Origin of the sequence: Frigoribacterium sp. 2-23, from assembly GCF_049601585.1 — a bacterium.
GTDB lineage: Bacteria > Actinomycetota > Actinomycetes > Actinomycetales > Microbacteriaceae > Frigoribacterium.
The window spans coordinates 1,270,167-1,284,821 of sequence record NZ_CP187126.1 but is presented as its reverse complement, the minus strand read 5'-3'; the positions used below and the strand labels follow the sequence as shown (position 1 = coordinate 1,284,821).

At 67.5% G+C, this 14,655-nt stretch carries 13 protein-coding genes, 1 tRNA gene and 1 pseudogene; 12 read left to right on the top strand and 3 right to left on the bottom strand.

The annotated features are described in order from the left end of the window. Positions 1-40: 40 nt before the first annotated feature. From ACPEEZ_RS06130 to ACPEEZ_RS06120, 3 genes are all read left to right on the top strand, one after another. The gene (locus ACPEEZ_RS06130; RefSeq protein WP_423923811.1) at positions 41-1,456 is read left to right on the top strand and encodes an MDR family MFS transporter; all 1,416 of its coding nucleotides are present in this window, start codon (positions 41-43) and stop codon (positions 1,454-1,456) included. A gap of 130 nt (positions 1,457-1,586) precedes the next feature. Further along, positions 1,587-2,075, top strand: coding sequence for a GNAT family N-acetyltransferase (locus ACPEEZ_RS06125; protein ID WP_423923809.1), 489 nt, complete (start codon positions 1,587-1,589; stop codon positions 2,073-2,075). A gap of 49 nt (positions 2,076-2,124) precedes the next feature. Continuing rightward, positions 2,125-2,751, top strand: coding sequence for a uracil-DNA glycosylase (locus ACPEEZ_RS06120; RefSeq protein WP_423923807.1), 627 nt, complete (start codon positions 2,125-2,127; stop codon positions 2,749-2,751). Between the two features lie 51 nt (positions 2,752-2,802). On the opposite strand, the gene ACPEEZ_RS06115 is transcribed toward ACPEEZ_RS06120, so the two are convergent. After that, complete coding sequence (locus tag ACPEEZ_RS06115) at positions 2,803-3,327, bottom strand: hypothetical protein (protein WP_423923805.1); 525 nt, start codon at positions 3,325-3,327, stop codon at positions 2,803-2,805. 128 nt (positions 3,328-3,455) lie between these two features. Between ACPEEZ_RS06115 and ACPEEZ_RS06110 the strand changes: the two genes are divergently transcribed. The 6 genes and pseudogenes from ACPEEZ_RS06110 (at position 3,456) to ACPEEZ_RS06085 (ending at position 9,800) form a co-directional block, all read left to right on the top strand. Next, entirely contained in the window at positions 3,456-4,679 is a 1,224-nt protein-coding gene (locus tag ACPEEZ_RS06110) for a hypothetical protein (protein WP_423923803.1), read from the top strand. Between the two features lie 9 nt (positions 4,680-4,688). Next, positions 4,689-5,840 (top strand): exonuclease domain-containing protein, encoded by a 1,152-nt coding sequence (locus tag ACPEEZ_RS06105; protein ID WP_423923801.1) that lies wholly within the window; start codon positions 4,689-4,691, stop codon positions 5,838-5,840. A 321-nt stretch (positions 5,841-6,161) separates the two neighbouring features. Further along, positions 6,162-7,463 carry an exonuclease domain-containing protein gene (locus ACPEEZ_RS06100; protein WP_423923799.1) on the top strand — a complete coding sequence of 434 codons (1,302 nt, stop codon included), beginning with the start codon at positions 6,162-6,164 and terminating at the stop codon, positions 7,461-7,463. 2 nt (positions 7,464-7,465) lie between these two features. After that, a pseudogene (locus ACPEEZ_RS06095) lies at positions 7,466-7,834 on the top strand (nuclease-related domain-containing protein); the annotation flags it as partial. Positions 7,835-8,068: 234 nt separating this feature from the next. Further along, positions 8,069-9,562, top strand: coding sequence for a UvrD-helicase domain-containing protein (locus tag ACPEEZ_RS06090; protein ID WP_423924195.1), 1,494 nt, complete (start codon positions 8,069-8,071; stop codon positions 9,560-9,562). 31 nt (positions 9,563-9,593) lie between these two features. Then, entirely contained in the window at positions 9,594-9,800 is a 207-nt protein-coding gene (locus ACPEEZ_RS06085) for a DUF4177 domain-containing protein (protein WP_423923797.1), read from the top strand. 712 nt (positions 9,801-10,512) lie between these two features. On the opposite strand, the gene ACPEEZ_RS06080 is transcribed toward ACPEEZ_RS06085, so the two are convergent. Continuing rightward, positions 10,513-10,589: transfer RNA gene (locus ACPEEZ_RS06080), tRNA-Pro, on the bottom strand. A 223-nt stretch (positions 10,590-10,812) separates the two neighbouring features. On the opposite strand from ACPEEZ_RS06080, the gene ACPEEZ_RS06075 reads away from it, so the two are divergent. From ACPEEZ_RS06075 to ACPEEZ_RS06065, 3 genes are read left to right on the top strand one after another with little or no spacing between them, the layout of a single operon-like run. After that, positions 10,813-11,697 carry an ABC transporter ATP-binding protein gene (locus ACPEEZ_RS06075; protein WP_423923795.1) on the top strand — a complete coding sequence of 295 codons (885 nt, stop codon included), beginning with the start codon at positions 10,813-10,815 and terminating at the stop codon, positions 11,695-11,697. Next, positions 11,694-12,752 (top strand): aliphatic sulfonate ABC transporter substrate-binding protein, encoded by a 1,059-nt coding sequence (locus ACPEEZ_RS06070; protein ID WP_423923793.1) that lies wholly within the window; start codon positions 11,694-11,696, stop codon positions 12,750-12,752. The genes ACPEEZ_RS06075 and ACPEEZ_RS06070 overlap by 4 nt, the downstream gene beginning before the upstream one ends. Positions 12,753-12,802: 50 nt before the next feature. After that, a complete protein-coding gene (locus ACPEEZ_RS06065) occupies positions 12,803-13,630 on the top strand; it encodes an ABC transporter permease (protein WP_423924194.1) in 828 nt (275 codons plus the stop codon). A 131-nt stretch (positions 13,631-13,761) separates the two neighbouring features. On the opposite strand, the gene ACPEEZ_RS06060 is transcribed toward ACPEEZ_RS06065, so the two are convergent. After that, positions 13,762-14,394, bottom strand: a complete 633-nt coding sequence (locus tag ACPEEZ_RS06060) for a glycine betaine ABC transporter substrate-binding protein (RefSeq protein ID WP_423923791.1) — start codon at positions 14,392-14,394, stop codon at positions 13,762-13,764. Between the last annotated feature and the right edge of the window lie 261 nt (positions 14,395-14,655).

Sequence of the window (14,655 nt, the reverse complement as noted above, 5' to 3'; positions counted from 1 at the left end):
GGTGGCGCCAATAAGAAACGCACGAGTATCTAAGGAAGTCATGGACAAGAATCTCACTCGACTCGCCATCGCCCTGGTCGTCGGCGCGATGGCACCGCTGTTCGACTCGACGATCGTGAGCGTCGCCCTGCACACCCTCGCCGGCGACCTGAACGCAAGCCTCGACACCATCCAGTGGGTCAGCACCGCCTACCTGCTCGCGATGGGCGTCACGGTCCCTCTGGTTGGTTGGCTACAGAACAGGATCGGAGGCCGGCGTCTCTGGATGGCGTCGCTCGTCGTCTTCCTGATCGGTAGCGTCCTCTGCTCCCTGGCCTGGGACGCCCCCAGCCTCATCGCGTTCCGCGTCGTCCAGGGCGTGGGCGCCGGTGCGATGATGCCGCTGCTGACGACCCTGCTCATGCAGGCGGCGAACGGACGCTCGCTCGGTCGCGTGATGGCCGTCGCCTCGCTGCCCACGGCGCTCGGCCCGATCCTCGGGCCGGTCATCGGCGGGCTCCTCCTCGGCGCCGGCCACTGGCCCTGGCTGTTCTGGGTCAACGTGCCGTTCGTCGTCGCCGGGCTGATCCTGGCGTGGCGCTTCATCCCCGCCGACGGTCCGGTCGGCACCGCGAAGCTCGATGTGGTGGGGCTCGCGCTGCTGTCGCCCGCGGTCGTCGGGGTGCTCTTCGGCCTCAGCAACGCGGGCGGTGACGACGGCTTCGCCCAACTCGACGCGTGGGCCCCGTTGGCCGCAGGCGTCGCCCTGCTCATCGCGTTCGTCCTGTGGGCGAGGCGGCGGAAGCACACGGCGCTCGTCGACCTGCGACTCCTGTCGCATCGTCCGCTCGCGGCGGCCTCGGGGCTCATGTTCCTGCTCGGGGCGGCGCTCTACGGTGGCATGCTGCTGCTCCCCCTGTCGTTCCAGGACCTCCGCGGAACGGATGCCCTCGGGGCGGGACTGCTGCTCATCCCGCAGGGTGTCGGGTCGCTGCTCAGCCGATCGCTGGCGGGCCGTCTCACCGATCGGATCGGTGCGCGCACCGTCGCGGTGCTCGGCTTTGCGGTCGTGCTGCTGGCCACCGTCCCGTTCGCGTTCGCCGACGGAGGCACCAGCGTGTGGTGGATCTCCGCTGTCCTCGTGGTCCGCGGGTTCGGTCTCGGAGCGGTGATGATCCCCATCATGGCCGTCGGCTTCGTCGGCCTGGACAAGCCGGACATGCCGCACGCGAGCACGATCACCCGCCTGTCGCAGCAGCTGGGCGGAGCGTTCGGCACGGCCGTCCTCGCGGTGGTGCTCGCGGGCGCCGTGGCCGGGGGCGATCCGGCACTCGCGTTCCAGCAGGCGTTCTGGTGGGCGATCGGCATGACGGCTGTCGCCGCGTGCGTCTCGATGCTGCTTCCCGGCCGCGCGGCGCCCGCGCCCGAGCCGGCGATTGCGGAGACGCCCCCGCGTGAAACCAGTGCAGCAGCCTGAGGCCCGGCCAGGGGCGAGCATGTTCGTCAGCTAGAGCAGGGCGATGACGAGGAGGCGCGCGACGGCCTGCTCGGTGTGGGCGGCGGCGTCGACAACTGTCGGCATCGCCGCCCGCAGGAAGAATGGCGTCATGCCCCTCGTCCCCGTCGCCCCGACCGATGTCGACGCTCGTGCCGACCTCCGCGCCTTCCTCGCCGCCGCCGACCTCACGCTCGCCGGTCTCGACTCCCCGTCGCCGCGCCTCCGGCTGTGGGTCGACCGCGACGCCGCCGGCACGGTCGTCGGTAGCACCGGCTACGAGCTCAGCGCCGACGGCACGCACGCCCTCGTCCGCAGTGTCGCCGTCGCGCCGGACGTCCGCACGCGCGGCGCCGGCTCTCGCCTCGCCCGTCACGCCCTGGCCGACGCTGCGGCGAACGGAGCCGGCCACGCCTGGCTCTTCTCCCTCCGCTCCGGCCCCTTCTGGCAGAAGCTCGGCTTCTCCCCCGCCGACCGCGACGCCCTCGCCGCGGCCCTCCCCGACACCCACCAGGTTCAGCTCTTCCGCGCCACCGGCCAGCTCGCCCGCGAGGTCGCCTGGTCGCGTTCTCTCGCGGACCTCCGCCCGATGACCCCCTAGGAGGCGCGGGTCGCCCCGGTCATGCACGTCGCCTTGGTAGGTTCACGGCATGCCTCGACAGATGGCCGACCCCGCGTTTCATGCTGCGCAGAGCGCAGGAGCATTCACCGCACCGCACGTGGCGCCGATCAACGACTTCGTGAACACCATCCAGGATCGTGACGGACGCGGCTGGGTTCCCTACGTGCCGCCTCACCACGGTGGCGTCGATGCACGCGTTATCAGCATCCTGCGCGATCCAGGCCCGAAGACGCAGCTCGGCACGGGCTCCGGATTCATCAGCGTAGAGAACGACGACCCGACAGCCGAGCGGATGGCTCGACTCTTCGACCTCAACGGCATCCCGGCCAGGTCCGTCCTGCCATGGAATGCGTACCCGTGGTACATCGACGCCGCCCCCAACGCAGAGCAGTCGACGGCGGGGGCACGGGTTCTCCTTGAGCTACTCGAACTCACACCGGAAATCGACGTCGTCCTCCTCCAGGGCCGGGACGCAGAAAAAGCTTGGCGGCGGGCCGCCGTGATCGGACCCCGCATCACCCAACGTTTCTCGGTTCACGCAACGATTCATCCGGGGAGGCAAGCCCTCTTCCACCCCGATCCGGAAGAGCGCCAGCGTCGCATCGCTCACCAGGAGCGCACGTTCGAAGAGATCGGCGAACACCTCGCACGCTGACGTCGAGACGTGAGACGTCGATGCGCTGCGTCGTCGTCAGCGCGGCTGTCGTCAGCCCCGTCGGTTCGCGAACGGGTAACCGCCGTGCTCAGCCTTGAACGCCTGCAGGTACGTCTGCTCGACCTTCAGTGCCGATACTCCCGGTGTCTCCAACCACGCCACCAGGAGGTCAGCGGCGGAGTCGAGCTGCCACAGCGCTCGGCCACCCGAGTGGTTTTCTGCTTGGCGACTGAATGCACCGACTCTGGCGTGCAGTCCTCGAATCCCTTCGGCTTTGCCGATGTAGACGACGGAACGACCCGTTAGCCATTTCTTCTCGAGTTGAGCGGGGTCATAGGGCAGCCGCTTCGTGACGACGTTGGTGGCGAGAAACCGTGGGCGCTCTCCACTCTCGTGGAGCACGACATAGACCCCATGCTCACGCGGCAGCACGGATCGGTCCATGCCGATGAGTGATACGAAACCCGTGAAGCCAAGCCGTTTCAGTTCCGCCCGATTCCATTCGCGAGGCAAGGCCACCGTTCCTGTCGTCTCGGGCGTATCGGCACGGCCCAAATCGCCGACGGTCTCGTCCATTTGGCGATCATGACAGATCGCGAGGGACGCCCGAGCATGCCGCGAGTCACATGTGAACTAATGTCAACTCAAACCGACCCGCGACCGCCCACACGAGGGTGCCCGCGTTGATGCCCCGGAGGCACCACATGAGTGACGACATCGAAATGATCAGCGACGGAGAAGGCATTGCCATCGTGGGGCCACCGGACGCCGTCGACCGGTTCCTCGCTGCCGAGGGGCTCCAGTCGCGAGACCTTGGCCTGGGGCGAGTAAAGCCGTCTCTCGTCGCGTCCGGGGCACTCGAAGCTGGTGCCAAGATCATGGAAAACTCCGGCCGGTGGGTGAAGCTGACCAAGGAGTCCGCTGCGGCCATGAACAAGTACGGCGTCATGAAAGGCACCGGCAAGGGCCTGAGCCGTGGTGTCCTCACGGAGAACGGCAAGATCAAGGGCCTCATCCAGTTCAGCCGCGGTGGGGTGGGCACTTTGACGAACCCGGCCATGTTGGCCGGTGCCGCCGGCCTGATGTCCCAGATCGCGATGCAACAACAGATGGATGAGATCAGCGACTATCTCGCGGAGATCGACGCGAAGGTCGACGATGTCCTGCGGGCACAAAAGGACGCGGTGCTGGCAGACATGGTCGGAGTCGACCTCGTCATCGACGGAGCCATGACGATTCGCGGTGAAGTCGGTCGGGTGTCCGAGATCACGTGGTCGAAGGTTCACACCACGTCGACGACTGTCGCGCGCACGCAGGTCTATGCCCTCCGCCAACTGGACGCTCTCGCAGACAAACTCGAGAAGAAAAAGATCTCGGAACTCGAGGAGGCGACGCGCGAAGTCGAGTCGAAAGCCCAGGAGTGGTTCGCCGTCTTGGCTCGCTGCTTCCAGTTGCAAGATGCTCTTTCCGTGCTTGAGCTCGATCGTGTCCTCGATGCTTCTCCAGATGACCTCGACCGTCACCGAGTCGGCCTCGCGGCGGCTCGAAGTAAACGCCTCGAAGTGATCACGCAACGAACCGAACTGCTGGTGGATCGACTCGAAGCAGCAGCCGGGCTTGCGACGTCGAAGGTGTTGTTGCACCCCATTGCCTCGGCTGCCATCGTCCGCTCGAGTAACAACGCCGGTTCTGCGATCACCCGCTTCCAGGACGGCCTCGGCATCGAGAACTCCCACGACATGCAGGAAGCTAAGCGCTGGGCCACGGCAGTCGTCGAGATGCGCGACAAGGCCATCGACCGGGGCGAGGACGGCGTCGACGCCGCCAGGCGGCTGGGTGACGAGACGTTGGATCGGGCGAAATCCGTATCCGTAGCAGTCACCAGCAAGCTGGCCGAACGCGCCCGCCGCTGGCAGAAGAGCGACTGAAGGGCACGCATGGCGCCCAAGGGCTTCGCCGTTATCGACTTCGAGACCACCGGGTTCTCGCCGCAGCATCACCACCGTGTTATCGAAGTGGGGCTCGTGCACGTCTCGCCAGACGGCATTATCGAGCGCGAGTTCGAGACCGTCATCAATCCGGGCCGCGATTTGGGCCCCACTCACTTGCACGGTCTTCGTGGTGCGGACGTGAACGACGCACCGCCCTTCGAAGCGATTGCCGGCCAACTCATCGAGCACCTTCGAGGCCGTGTCCTCGTGGCGCATAACGCTCGCTTCGAGACGACCTTTCTCCGTGCAGAACTAGGTCGTCTCGGCATCGACTCACCTATTGAAGACTCACACGCCATCTGCACGATGAAGCTAGCCCGAACCCACCTTCCAGGCTGCGGCACGAAACTGGCTGCCTGCTGTTCAGCGCTGGGTATTCCTTTAGAAGATGCCCACGAGGCCTTGGCTGATGCGCGTGCAACGGCATTGCTATTCGGTGAGTACCGGCGCATGGGCCGCCATGATGCTGCGTGGTGGCGAGATTATGCGGTCCTTGCGGAGAGCGCAGTCTGGCCCAAGGCGAGTCGTCGCGCGCAGGCTGAATGGATGCCGCGGCGGCGAGAGGGCTCCCCGCGCATTGCACCCCCGCAGAGACAGGCCGTCCGTTCGCACGCGACCAGGAGGCAAGACGACAAACCACTGACCGAACAGGCGCTCGAGTGGCTAATCCCCAAGGCACGCGAGCGATTTGGTGAGCAGCCAGTGGCTATCGTCGAGCAAATTGCGCGTCACCTCATCACGGCTCGATCAGCACCAACTCAAGCTAAACGACGAGACGCCAGAAATGGCTCACAAGCCCATGTCCCGGTTGTCGATTTAACGGCGACTGGCGCGAGGCGTGCAGGTGCTCAACGGCGCTTCCGCGCCTCACCCGGGGACGTCATCGTTTTGACCGGCGTCATGGCGGAGCCCCGGGATCGCATCGAAGAACTATTGATCCACGCGGGATTCGTCGTCGAACCCATCGTGACGAAACGAACAGCACTGCTCGTCGCTGCAGACGTCGACAGCCTCTCACGCAAAGCCCGCAGGGCGCGTGAGTACGGCATTCCCATCGTGAGCGAGAGCGCCGTCTCCTTCCTCACCGACGAGCGCTAACGGGTAGTCAGTCCCCCGCTAAATCGGTGTTCCTGGGCCGCTGACGGTTCCAGAGGGGCTCGCACTCAACGAGAGCAGAACTAAAGTTTCGCGCAAGCGGGCCGACACACCATCGGGTGCCGCTGACCACCCAGGCGACCGCAGTCGCACGTTTGGACACGGCGCCGGTCACCTCAGCGGCATCAGCAAGAGCGTTTCTGCCCCCACAACTGGGTAGCTGAGAACCTGCCGTTCCGGCACAACCGCATGTGAGCATGGTTCATGGAACCGCCGTCAGGGGCGTATCCGCGAGCAAGGTCAGTCAGTACGTAGGGGAACGACATGGCACACAACGGCTACGCCGTCATCGACTTCGAGACGACTGGACTGTCACCTCAGCATCACCACCGGGTGATCGAGATCGGCATCGTCCATGTCGCTCCCGATGGCACCATCGAGGACTCCTTCGAGACGGTCGTCAATCCGGGCCGTGACCTCGGACCGACCCACATCCATCAGCTGCGGGGCGCCGATGTGAAAGACGGGCCGACTTTCGCCGACGTCGCCGACCAGTTCATCGATCACCTCCGGGGGCGCGTCCTCGTCGCTCATAATTCGCGCTTCGAGGCGACCTTCCTCCGCGCCGAGCTCACCCGATTGGGCATGGTCTCGCCCATAGCTGACGAGGGCGCCCTCTGCACCATGAAGCTCGCGACGACGTACCTCCCTGGCTCGGGCCGAAAGCTCGCGGACTGCTGTGCTGCCTTCGACATCCCGCTCGTCGACGCTCACGAGGCCCTCGCCGATGCCCGCGCGACGGCGCATCTGCTCGCCGCGTATCTCGATCTCGGGCGCGACCAGGCATCGTGGTGGGGCCAGTGGGGTGACTACGCGGCGAGGGCCGCCTGGCCGCCGGCGGGCGCAGCAACGTCGGCGACGGCCTGGGTTCCCCGACGCCGGGGCGCAACCGGCGGGGCTGACTCGCCTCGCGCCTCCTCGATGTCGCGTTTCGGCGGGCCCGGCACGACGTCCTTCCTCGAGCGCACGACCGACCGTCTCCGACCCGTCGCCGGATCCGGCCGAGAGCTCGATTACCTCGCGATGCTCGACCGCGCCCTGTCGGACGGGTTCCTGTCCGTCTCCGAATCCGACGAGCTCCGGGCCCTGGGCGAGGCAATCGGTGTGGGCCCCGCGCGTCGCACCGAGCTCCATCACGAATACTTCGACGGCCTCGTCGACGCGGCGTGGGCGGACGGCATCCTGACCGCCGGCGAGCGCAGCGATATCGAATCAGTCGGCATCATGCTCGACATCGAGCAGCAACTCCGAACGGCGGCGCTCGACCCGCGAGCGGACCAGGCGCTGGCTGCCCGCGAAGCAACGCCCCCGCCCGCTGCTGCCCGACTCGCGCCCGGCGATCTCGTCGTCTTGACCGGCGAGATGTCCGAACCTCGGGAGGTCATCGAGCAGCGGCTCACGGCGAGGGGTCTCGTCGTCAAGCCCGGCATCACGAAGAAGACCACCCTGCTCGTGTCTGCCGATCCGGACAGCCTCTCGGGTAAGGCCCAGAAGGCGAGACAGTACGGCATCCCGATCGTGGGCGAAGAAGCCTTGGCGACCCTCGTCCCGACGATGGCGTATTAGTCATGGCCGCAGCGGGTAAGTCCGCCGAAGACGAGGCGTGGCGACAACGAGCCCTCGCAGAGGCCCATGAGCGGGAAGCCGCTCTGGCTCGCGATCGAGCCGCCCGCTTTGCTGTCGCAGGCGTCACGGAGAAGCGTGTGGCCTCCGAGCTCGCGCCCCTCAGCGCCCTGGGGTACCACCTCCTGCCCGACCGCGCCTGGCCCGGTAGCCGCAGCGCGCAGGTCGACCTGATCGTCGTCGGTCCCTCGGGGGTGCACATCGTCGATACGAAAGCGTGGCGAGAGGTGTCGCTCGACGGCGGACGGATCTTCCGAGGGCAGGCAGACGTCACCGAAGACCTCGCACCCCTGGCCGATCTCGCCTACAACACGGAGAGCATCCTGGCCGAGGTCGGCCTCGCGCCCACGGAGGTGCACGCCGTCGCGGTGCTGGCTGGCCAGAAAGGAATCAAGGAGGCGGTGGGCCCGGTCACCGTCATCGGTGAGCGTGACGCACTCCGTCACCTCGCATCGCCCGGTTCTAGGTTGACGTCGGCGCAGGTAGAACTCGTGCTGCGTCGCGTCCTCGATCACTTCCCCGTTCTCGGCGCACCGGTCGGAATCGACGTGACGGTGCCCGAGCCGATCGCGTCACGCGTGGACGAGCCGCTCGCGAATGTCGACCTCACCACGGCGGACGAGGTGGACGCCGCTCTCTTGGAGAGCATCCTTGCTGCGCCCATCGAGGAGTGGATGTCCTTCCTCGACCCGGCTCAAGCCAAGCTGGTGCGCCGCAGCTTCAACGGTCCTGCTCGCATTCGTGGGTCGGCGGGCACCGGCAAGACGGTCGTCGGCCTGCACCGTGCTGCGTATCTTGCGCGCAGCGGCAACACGCGCGTCCTCTTCACGACATTCGTTCGTACTTTGCCCGATGTGCTGAACAAGCTCCTGGGCCGCCTGGCGCCAGACACAACGGACTCGGTCGACTTCCGCGGTATCTACGGCTTCGCCCTCGACCTGCTCGCCCAGCGCGGGTGCGCGGTCCGACTCGACACGAAGGCGGCTGACTCCGCGTACACCGAGGCCTGGGACGCGCGCACGCGCGGTGGGGCTCTCGACGCGTCGGGCACCACCTCCCGGTACTGGCGCGAGGAGATCGACCATGTCATCAAGGGTCGGGGCATCCGGACCTTCGAGCAATATGCCGACCTCGCCCGCATCGGTCGCCGGCTTCGGCTGACGGTCGAACAGCGCCGTGACGTCTGGTCTCTCTTCGAGCGGTACGAACAGGGATTGCGCCGGCGCAACGCCCACGACTTCCCCGATGTCATCCTCATGGCTCGCGACAGCCTGCGAGCGAATCCACTCGAGCGCTATGGGGCCGTCATCGTCGACGAAGCGCAAGACTTGACCTGCGCCATGGTCTCGCTCCTGCATTCCCTGGTGGGCGATCGGCCCGACGGGCTCACCCTGATCGGGGACGGCCAGCAGACCATCTACCCGGGCGGCTACACCCTCTCCGAGGTGGGGATCTCGCTCAGCGGCCGTGGCGTCGTCCTCGATGTGAACCACCGCAACACCGCCGAGATCCTCGCGTTCGCCAACGGGGCCGTGGCGGGCGATGAGTACACCGACATCGAGGGCTCGGGGCAGCGACTAGATGGTGTCGAGACCGTCACCCGCAGTGGCCCCGCCCCCACCCTGAACCGCTTCAGTTCTTGGCCAGCGCACGACGCCGCGCTCGTGTGGCGTGTACGCGACGTCGTGAAGCTCGTCGGCACGTCCTGGGGCGACGTCGGCGTACTGGCGGCCACCCATTGGCAGGTCAACAAGACCAAGGAGGCGCTGGTCGCCGCAGGCATTCCCGTCATGCCTCTGGATCGATACGACGGACGCCCCGTGGATGCCGTCAAGATCGGCACCGTCAAGCGGGCGAAGGGGCTCGAATTCAAGCAGGTGCTTCTCGCCCGTGTCGAGCCCGCGCTCTTGGCAACGGGTGCTCCCCCTGCGTCCGTGTCCGAGACCGATCGCGAGCGGCGCGACCTCGACCGGCGGGAGCTCTACGTCGCGATGACTCGAGCCCGGGATGGGTTGTGGGTCGGCACGCGCGCCGAACTCTAATCACGACAACCGCAACATGAAGGAGAACAGAATGCAGTACGTAGTGATTCAGGTTGTGCTTAAAGAAAAGTTTCTTGGCACAGGATCTGGCAACCTGACCTCGCTTGAAAAGGCGATCAATGACCAGGCCGCAAAGGGGTATCGACTCCACACCATCACCACGGCCAGCAGCGGCAGCAAGGGTCTTGGTGGCGCAGACCGTATTCAAGCCACGATGGTCTTCGAGAGCCTCACGTAGGAGCGTTGTATGCAAGTCATGGCAAGAAGCTGTGGCGCAGTCAACAGCGCGGACTATCCCGTAAGTCCACGCTGCAGCTAGCGCTTCCGCAACCGAGTCAGTCGGGGTTGTCTACCTCCGAGCCCAAACTTCTGGTCTCCCGACGCGCGTAGTCCCGGTCCACGCATCCGGGTCGCTAGTGCATCGCGCCGGGCGTCGGTCTTTGTCCACGCACAGCTTTTCACCGGGCTTTTTAAGTTGGGCTCACAGAATTTGACTCTTTACCGCAACCCCGAACGCCGCTGACGCGTCGCCCGGGACCCTTGGCGGCGTGGGCCCAACGAGCAGCCTCCGCGTCCGAATCAGTCCAGGCAAAGGAAAAGACGCCCGCCCGGGGCGACCGTCTTTTTGTTTGGTCGGGCTGACAGGATTTGACTCCCCACCGCAACCCCAAAAGTCGCTTCGCGACTCCCGGGGCCCCTTAGCGGCGTAGGCCCACGAGCAGCTTGGCGTCCGAATCAGTCCGGGCAACGAAAAATGGACGGCTGCCAAAGGCAACCGTCCATTTTTCGTTTGGTCGGGCTGACAGGATTTGACTCCCCACCGCAACCCCAAACGCCGCTGACGCGTCGCCCGGGGCCCCTTTGCGGCGTGGGCCCACGTACAGCTTCCGCGTCCGAATCAGTCCGGGCAAACGAAAAGACGGCCGCCCGGGGGCGCCCGTCTCTTCGTTTGGTCGGGCTGACAGGATTTGAACCTGCGACCCCTTGACCCCCAGTCAAGTGCGCTACCAAGCTGCGCCACAGCCCGAGAGCTTCGTGAGAAGCCCTGGTGTTGCCCCGACCGAGGCAACCTGACAATCATAGCGGACGTCGCGGGGTGCTTGTGCCACCTTCGGCTGTCGAGGGCGACAGCCGGGAGACGTCGGTCCAGCCGCGACAACGGCACGCGAGCAGCACAGGCGGCGAGACACCATGTGACCCCGCATTACGCCCACCTGGCACCCTTCCCAGCATCCCCATAGCGTCGTGACATGCCTTCCGTGTCGACCACCGCCTCCCGCGCCCTGCCCGTCCGGCTGAGCCGGGTGGGCCGCGGCTTCGGCGGGGCGAGCGGCCGCCAGGTGCTGCACGACGTCGAGCTCGACATCGAGGCGGGCGAGGTGATCGCGATCCTCGGCCCGAGCGGCTGCGGCAAATCGACATTGCTCCGCCAGATCGCCGGACTCGACGCCCCCGACACCGGCCACGTCCTCATCGACGGCACCGACGCCCGCAGCGCCGACCAACGCTGCGCCGTCGCGTTCCAGGAGCCGCGCCTCCTCCCCTGGCGCACCCTCCGCTCGAACATCTCGCTCGGCCTCCCCCGCAGCAGAGACACCCGACGCAGCCGAGACACCCGCGACAAGACAGCCGGCCGGGCTCGCGTCGCCGAGCTGCTCGAGCTCGTGGGCCTCACCGCCTCCGCCGACCTCCGCCCCCGCGAGGTCTCCGGAGGCATGGCCCAACGCACCTCCCTCGCCCGCGCCCTCGCCCGCTCCCCCAAGGTGCTGCTGCTCGACGAACCGTTCGGAGCCCTCGACGCCCTCACGCGCCTCCGCATGCACGACCTGCTGCTCGACATCCACGCCAGCGAACCGACCACCGTCGTCCTCGTCACCCACGACGTCGACGAAGCCCTCTACCTCGCCGACCGCATCGTTCTGCTCGCCGACCTCTCGAAATCGAGCGAAGGAGGCGCGCGCAGCGTCCAGCGCATCGTCACCGTGCCCGGCGTCCGCCCCCGCGACCGCGACGATGCCGCACTGGCCGACCTGCGCCTCCAACTCCTCGACGAGCTCGGCGTGCACCGCAGCCACGTCGGCGCCACCGACTCCCCTACCCTCACCGCCCCCGACAGCACGGAGACGACCGCATGACCCACCGCACCCTGCCTTCCCCCCGCACCCGCGCCTCCTGGGCCGGCGGTCTCGCCCTCGCGGCGGCGAGCGTCCTGATGCTGACCGGCTGCGTCGCCGGCGAGGACGCCACCGGCGCCCCGGCCGACGCTGCCGGCGGCGCGAGCTCGGGCAGCTGGTCGACCGACACGCTCGACATCGACTTCGCGACCTACAACCCGCTCAGCCTGATCGTCAAGGACCAGCACTTCATCGAGGACGCCCTCGGCGACGACGTCACCGTGAACTGGACCCAGTCGGCCGGCTCGAACAAGGCCAACGAGCTGCTCCGCGCCGGAGCCGTCGACGTCGGCTCCACCGCCGGCTCGGCCGCCCTGCTCGCCCGCTCGAACGGGTCGCCGATCAAGACGATCGACATCTACTCGCAGCCCGAGTGGTCGGCACTCGTCGTCAAGGGCGACTCACCCATCTCGTCGGTGGCCGACCTCAAGGGCAAGACGATCGCCGCGACCTCGGGTACCGATCCGTACTTCTTCCTCCTCCAGGCGCTCGACGCGAACGACGTGTCGGTCAAGGACGTCACCATCCAGAACCTGCAGCACGCCGACGGCCGCACCGCCCTCGAGAACGGCAGCGTCGACGCCTGGTCCGGACTCGACCCGATCATGGCCGCGAGCGAGGCCGAGTCGGGCACGAAGCTGCTGTACCGCAACGTCGACTTCAACACGTACGGGTTCTTGAACGCGACGGAGTCCTTCCTGACGAAGTCACCCGACGTCGCCCAGGTCGTCGTGAACGCCTACGAGAAGGCTCGCGCCTGGGCCGAGAAGAACCCGGACGAGACGGCCTCCATCCTCGCGGGAGTCGCCGGCATCGACCCCGCCGTCGCGACGAGCGTGCTCGAGCGCACCCACTTCGACATCGACCCCGTCCCCGGGGCCGACCAGACCGCCGTCCTGAAGAAGGTCGCGCCGATCCTGGTCGAGTCCGGCGACGTCGCCTCGCAGGGCCAGGTCGACGACGCGCTCGACCAGCTCTTCGACGCCACCTACGCCAAGGCAGCCGACCCGTCGTGACCGACTCCCTGGTGACCAGCGACACCCGCGAGGCCGAGGCACGCCAGGCGGTGCAGCGCGACGCCGCGAAGGAGGCACGGGTCGGGTCGACCGCGCCCCGCGCCTCCTCGTCCACCCCGGCTCGCACCCGCCCGCGCGGCTATGCGCTGCTCGGCGCGCTCATCCCCCTGGCGGTGCTCGCCGCATGGATCATCGCGACGACCGTCGGCGGCACGCCGGCCTACCGGCTCCCGTCGCCGGTCGACGTGCTGAACGCCGCCGGCCAGCTCGCCGAGAGCGGCCGGCTCGGGCAGTACGTCGCGATCTCGGTGCAGCGCGTGCTGATCGGCTTCGCCGTCGGCTCGGCCGTCGGGCTCGTGCTCGGTGCCGTCGTGGGGTTGTCGCGTCTCGGCGAGGCGCTGCTGGCACCATCGATCGCCGCCGTGCGGGCCGTTCCGTCGCTCGCCTGGGTGCCACTGCTCATCCTGTATCTCGGCATCGGCGAGGACTCGAAGATCACCCTCATCGCGATCGGCGCCGCCTTCCCCGTCTTCACGACCGTCGCGGGGTCGCTGCGGCACGTCGACGCGAACCTCGTCGAGGCCGGCCGCGCGTACGGCCTGGGCCGCGTTGCCCTGTTCGCGCAGGTGCAGCTGCCGGCGGTGCTGCCGTCGCTCGTCTCGGGGCTGCGGCTCGCGCTCGCCCAGGCCTGGCTCTTCCTCGTGGCGGCCGAGCTGATCGCGTCGTCGATGGGCGTCGGCTTCTTGTTGTCCGAGTCGCAGGGCAACGGGCGCGTCGACCGGATGTTCCTCGCGATCATCCTGCTCGCCCTGCTCGGGACGCTCACCGACACGATCCTCAACGTCGTGCAGCGGGTCGCGCTGAGGCGCTGGCGGTAGCCGCACCGGGCGCTTGCCACCGGGCACGCGCGTTGCCGCGCACCTCGTTCTGATCAACGCACCTCACTAGATCGAGGCGCGTTGATCAGAACGAGGTGCCGGGACGCGCCCCGCCCGTGCCTCCCCGCCGCCTACGCGGAGGTCAGCCCCTCGACGACGTCCGCATGCTCGTCCATCCAGGCGCGGACGATCGGCTCGTAGTCGTTGCTATCCGCCCCGCCGTCGGCGTTGAACATCGCGTTGCAGAGCGACAACAGGTCGTCCTCGCTCAGCTCGAAGTCGCGCAGCCACGAGCCCGCCGTCGCGAAGTCCTCGTCGAAGCTTGGGCTGGCCATCGTGTGGATCTCCTCGGCGGGGCCCATCGCGCCTTCTGGGTCCTCGAGGTCGCGGATCGGATACGCGTCGTACGCCCAGTGCGGTCGGGCCAGGGTCGCGACGACGTTCTCGCCGGCGTCCGTAGCGGCCTTCAGCTCGGTCAGCAAGGCGGCCGTCGACGACGTGACGAAGTCCATGCCCTCGAGCCCGTACGTCGGGATCGCCTGATCCTCCGTGATCTGCGTCAGACCGGCACCGGGCTCGAGACCGACGATGGTGTCGTCGAAAAGGTTGGCGTTCGCGGCGAGCTCGGTGAGCGACGTGATCGGGGCGTCCTCGTTGACGACGATCGTGTTGCGGGCGTCGGTGTACCAGGCACCGAGATCGGTGAGGTCCTCGCCGAAGCGGTCGAGATACGCGGCGTGCGTGTTCGGCAGCCACGCGTCCATCACCAGCGTAGTCGCCGGATGCGACACCGAGATATCCCGGAGCCACGTCCACGTCGGTCAGCGTCACGTCGTAGCCCTCGTCCTCGAGCACGGCGCGCCACAGCTGCGAGACGGCGATGCCCTCGGGCCAGCCGGCGAACACGGCGATGGTCATCTCCCCCTTGTCTCCGTTGTCGAGCTCGGCGACGGGCGGGCCGCCGGGCGTGCAGGCGGTGAGGGCGAGGGCGGCGGTGCTGACGAATGCGAGGGCGCCGAGGCGCA

What these genes read in the sequence shown, in the direction of transcription:
- ACPEEZ_RS06060 (WP_423923791.1), bottom strand. Translation starts at nt 14,394, where the DNA reads ATGGACGCGTGGCTGCCGAACACGCACGCCGCGTATCTCGACCGCTTC.
- ACPEEZ_RS06120 (WP_423923807.1), top strand. Translation starts at nt 2,125, where the DNA reads ATGCCTCGACAGATGGCCGACCCCGCGTTTCATGCTGCGCAGAGCGCA.
- ACPEEZ_RS06130 (WP_423923811.1), top strand. Translation starts at nt 41, where the DNA reads ATGGACAAGAATCTCACTCGACTCGCCATCGCCCTGGTCGTCGGCGCG.
- ACPEEZ_RS06075 (WP_423923795.1), top strand. Translation starts at nt 10,813, where the DNA reads ATGCCTTCCGTGTCGACCACCGCCTCCCGCGCCCTGCCCGTCCGGCTG.
- ACPEEZ_RS06125 (WP_423923809.1), top strand. Translation starts at nt 1,587, where the DNA reads ATGCCCCTCGTCCCCGTCGCCCCGACCGATGTCGACGCTCGTGCCGAC.
- ACPEEZ_RS06085 (WP_423923797.1), top strand. Translation starts at nt 9,594, where the DNA reads ATGCAGTACGTAGTGATTCAGGTTGTGCTTAAAGAAAAGTTTCTTGGC.
- ACPEEZ_RS06110 (WP_423923803.1), top strand. Translation starts at nt 3,456, where the DNA reads ATGAGTGACGACATCGAAATGATCAGCGACGGAGAAGGCATTGCCATC.
- ACPEEZ_RS06100 (WP_423923799.1), top strand. Translation starts at nt 6,162, where the DNA reads ATGGCACACAACGGCTACGCCGTCATCGACTTCGAGACGACTGGACTG.
- ACPEEZ_RS06070 (WP_423923793.1), top strand. Translation starts at nt 11,694, where the DNA reads ATGACCCACCGCACCCTGCCTTCCCCCCGCACCCGCGCCTCCTGGGCC.
- ACPEEZ_RS06105 (WP_423923801.1), top strand. Translation starts at nt 4,689, where the DNA reads ATGGCGCCCAAGGGCTTCGCCGTTATCGACTTCGAGACCACCGGGTTC.
- ACPEEZ_RS06115 (WP_423923805.1), bottom strand. Translation starts at nt 3,327, where the DNA reads ATGGACGAGACCGTCGGCGATTTGGGCCGTGCCGATACGCCCGAGACG.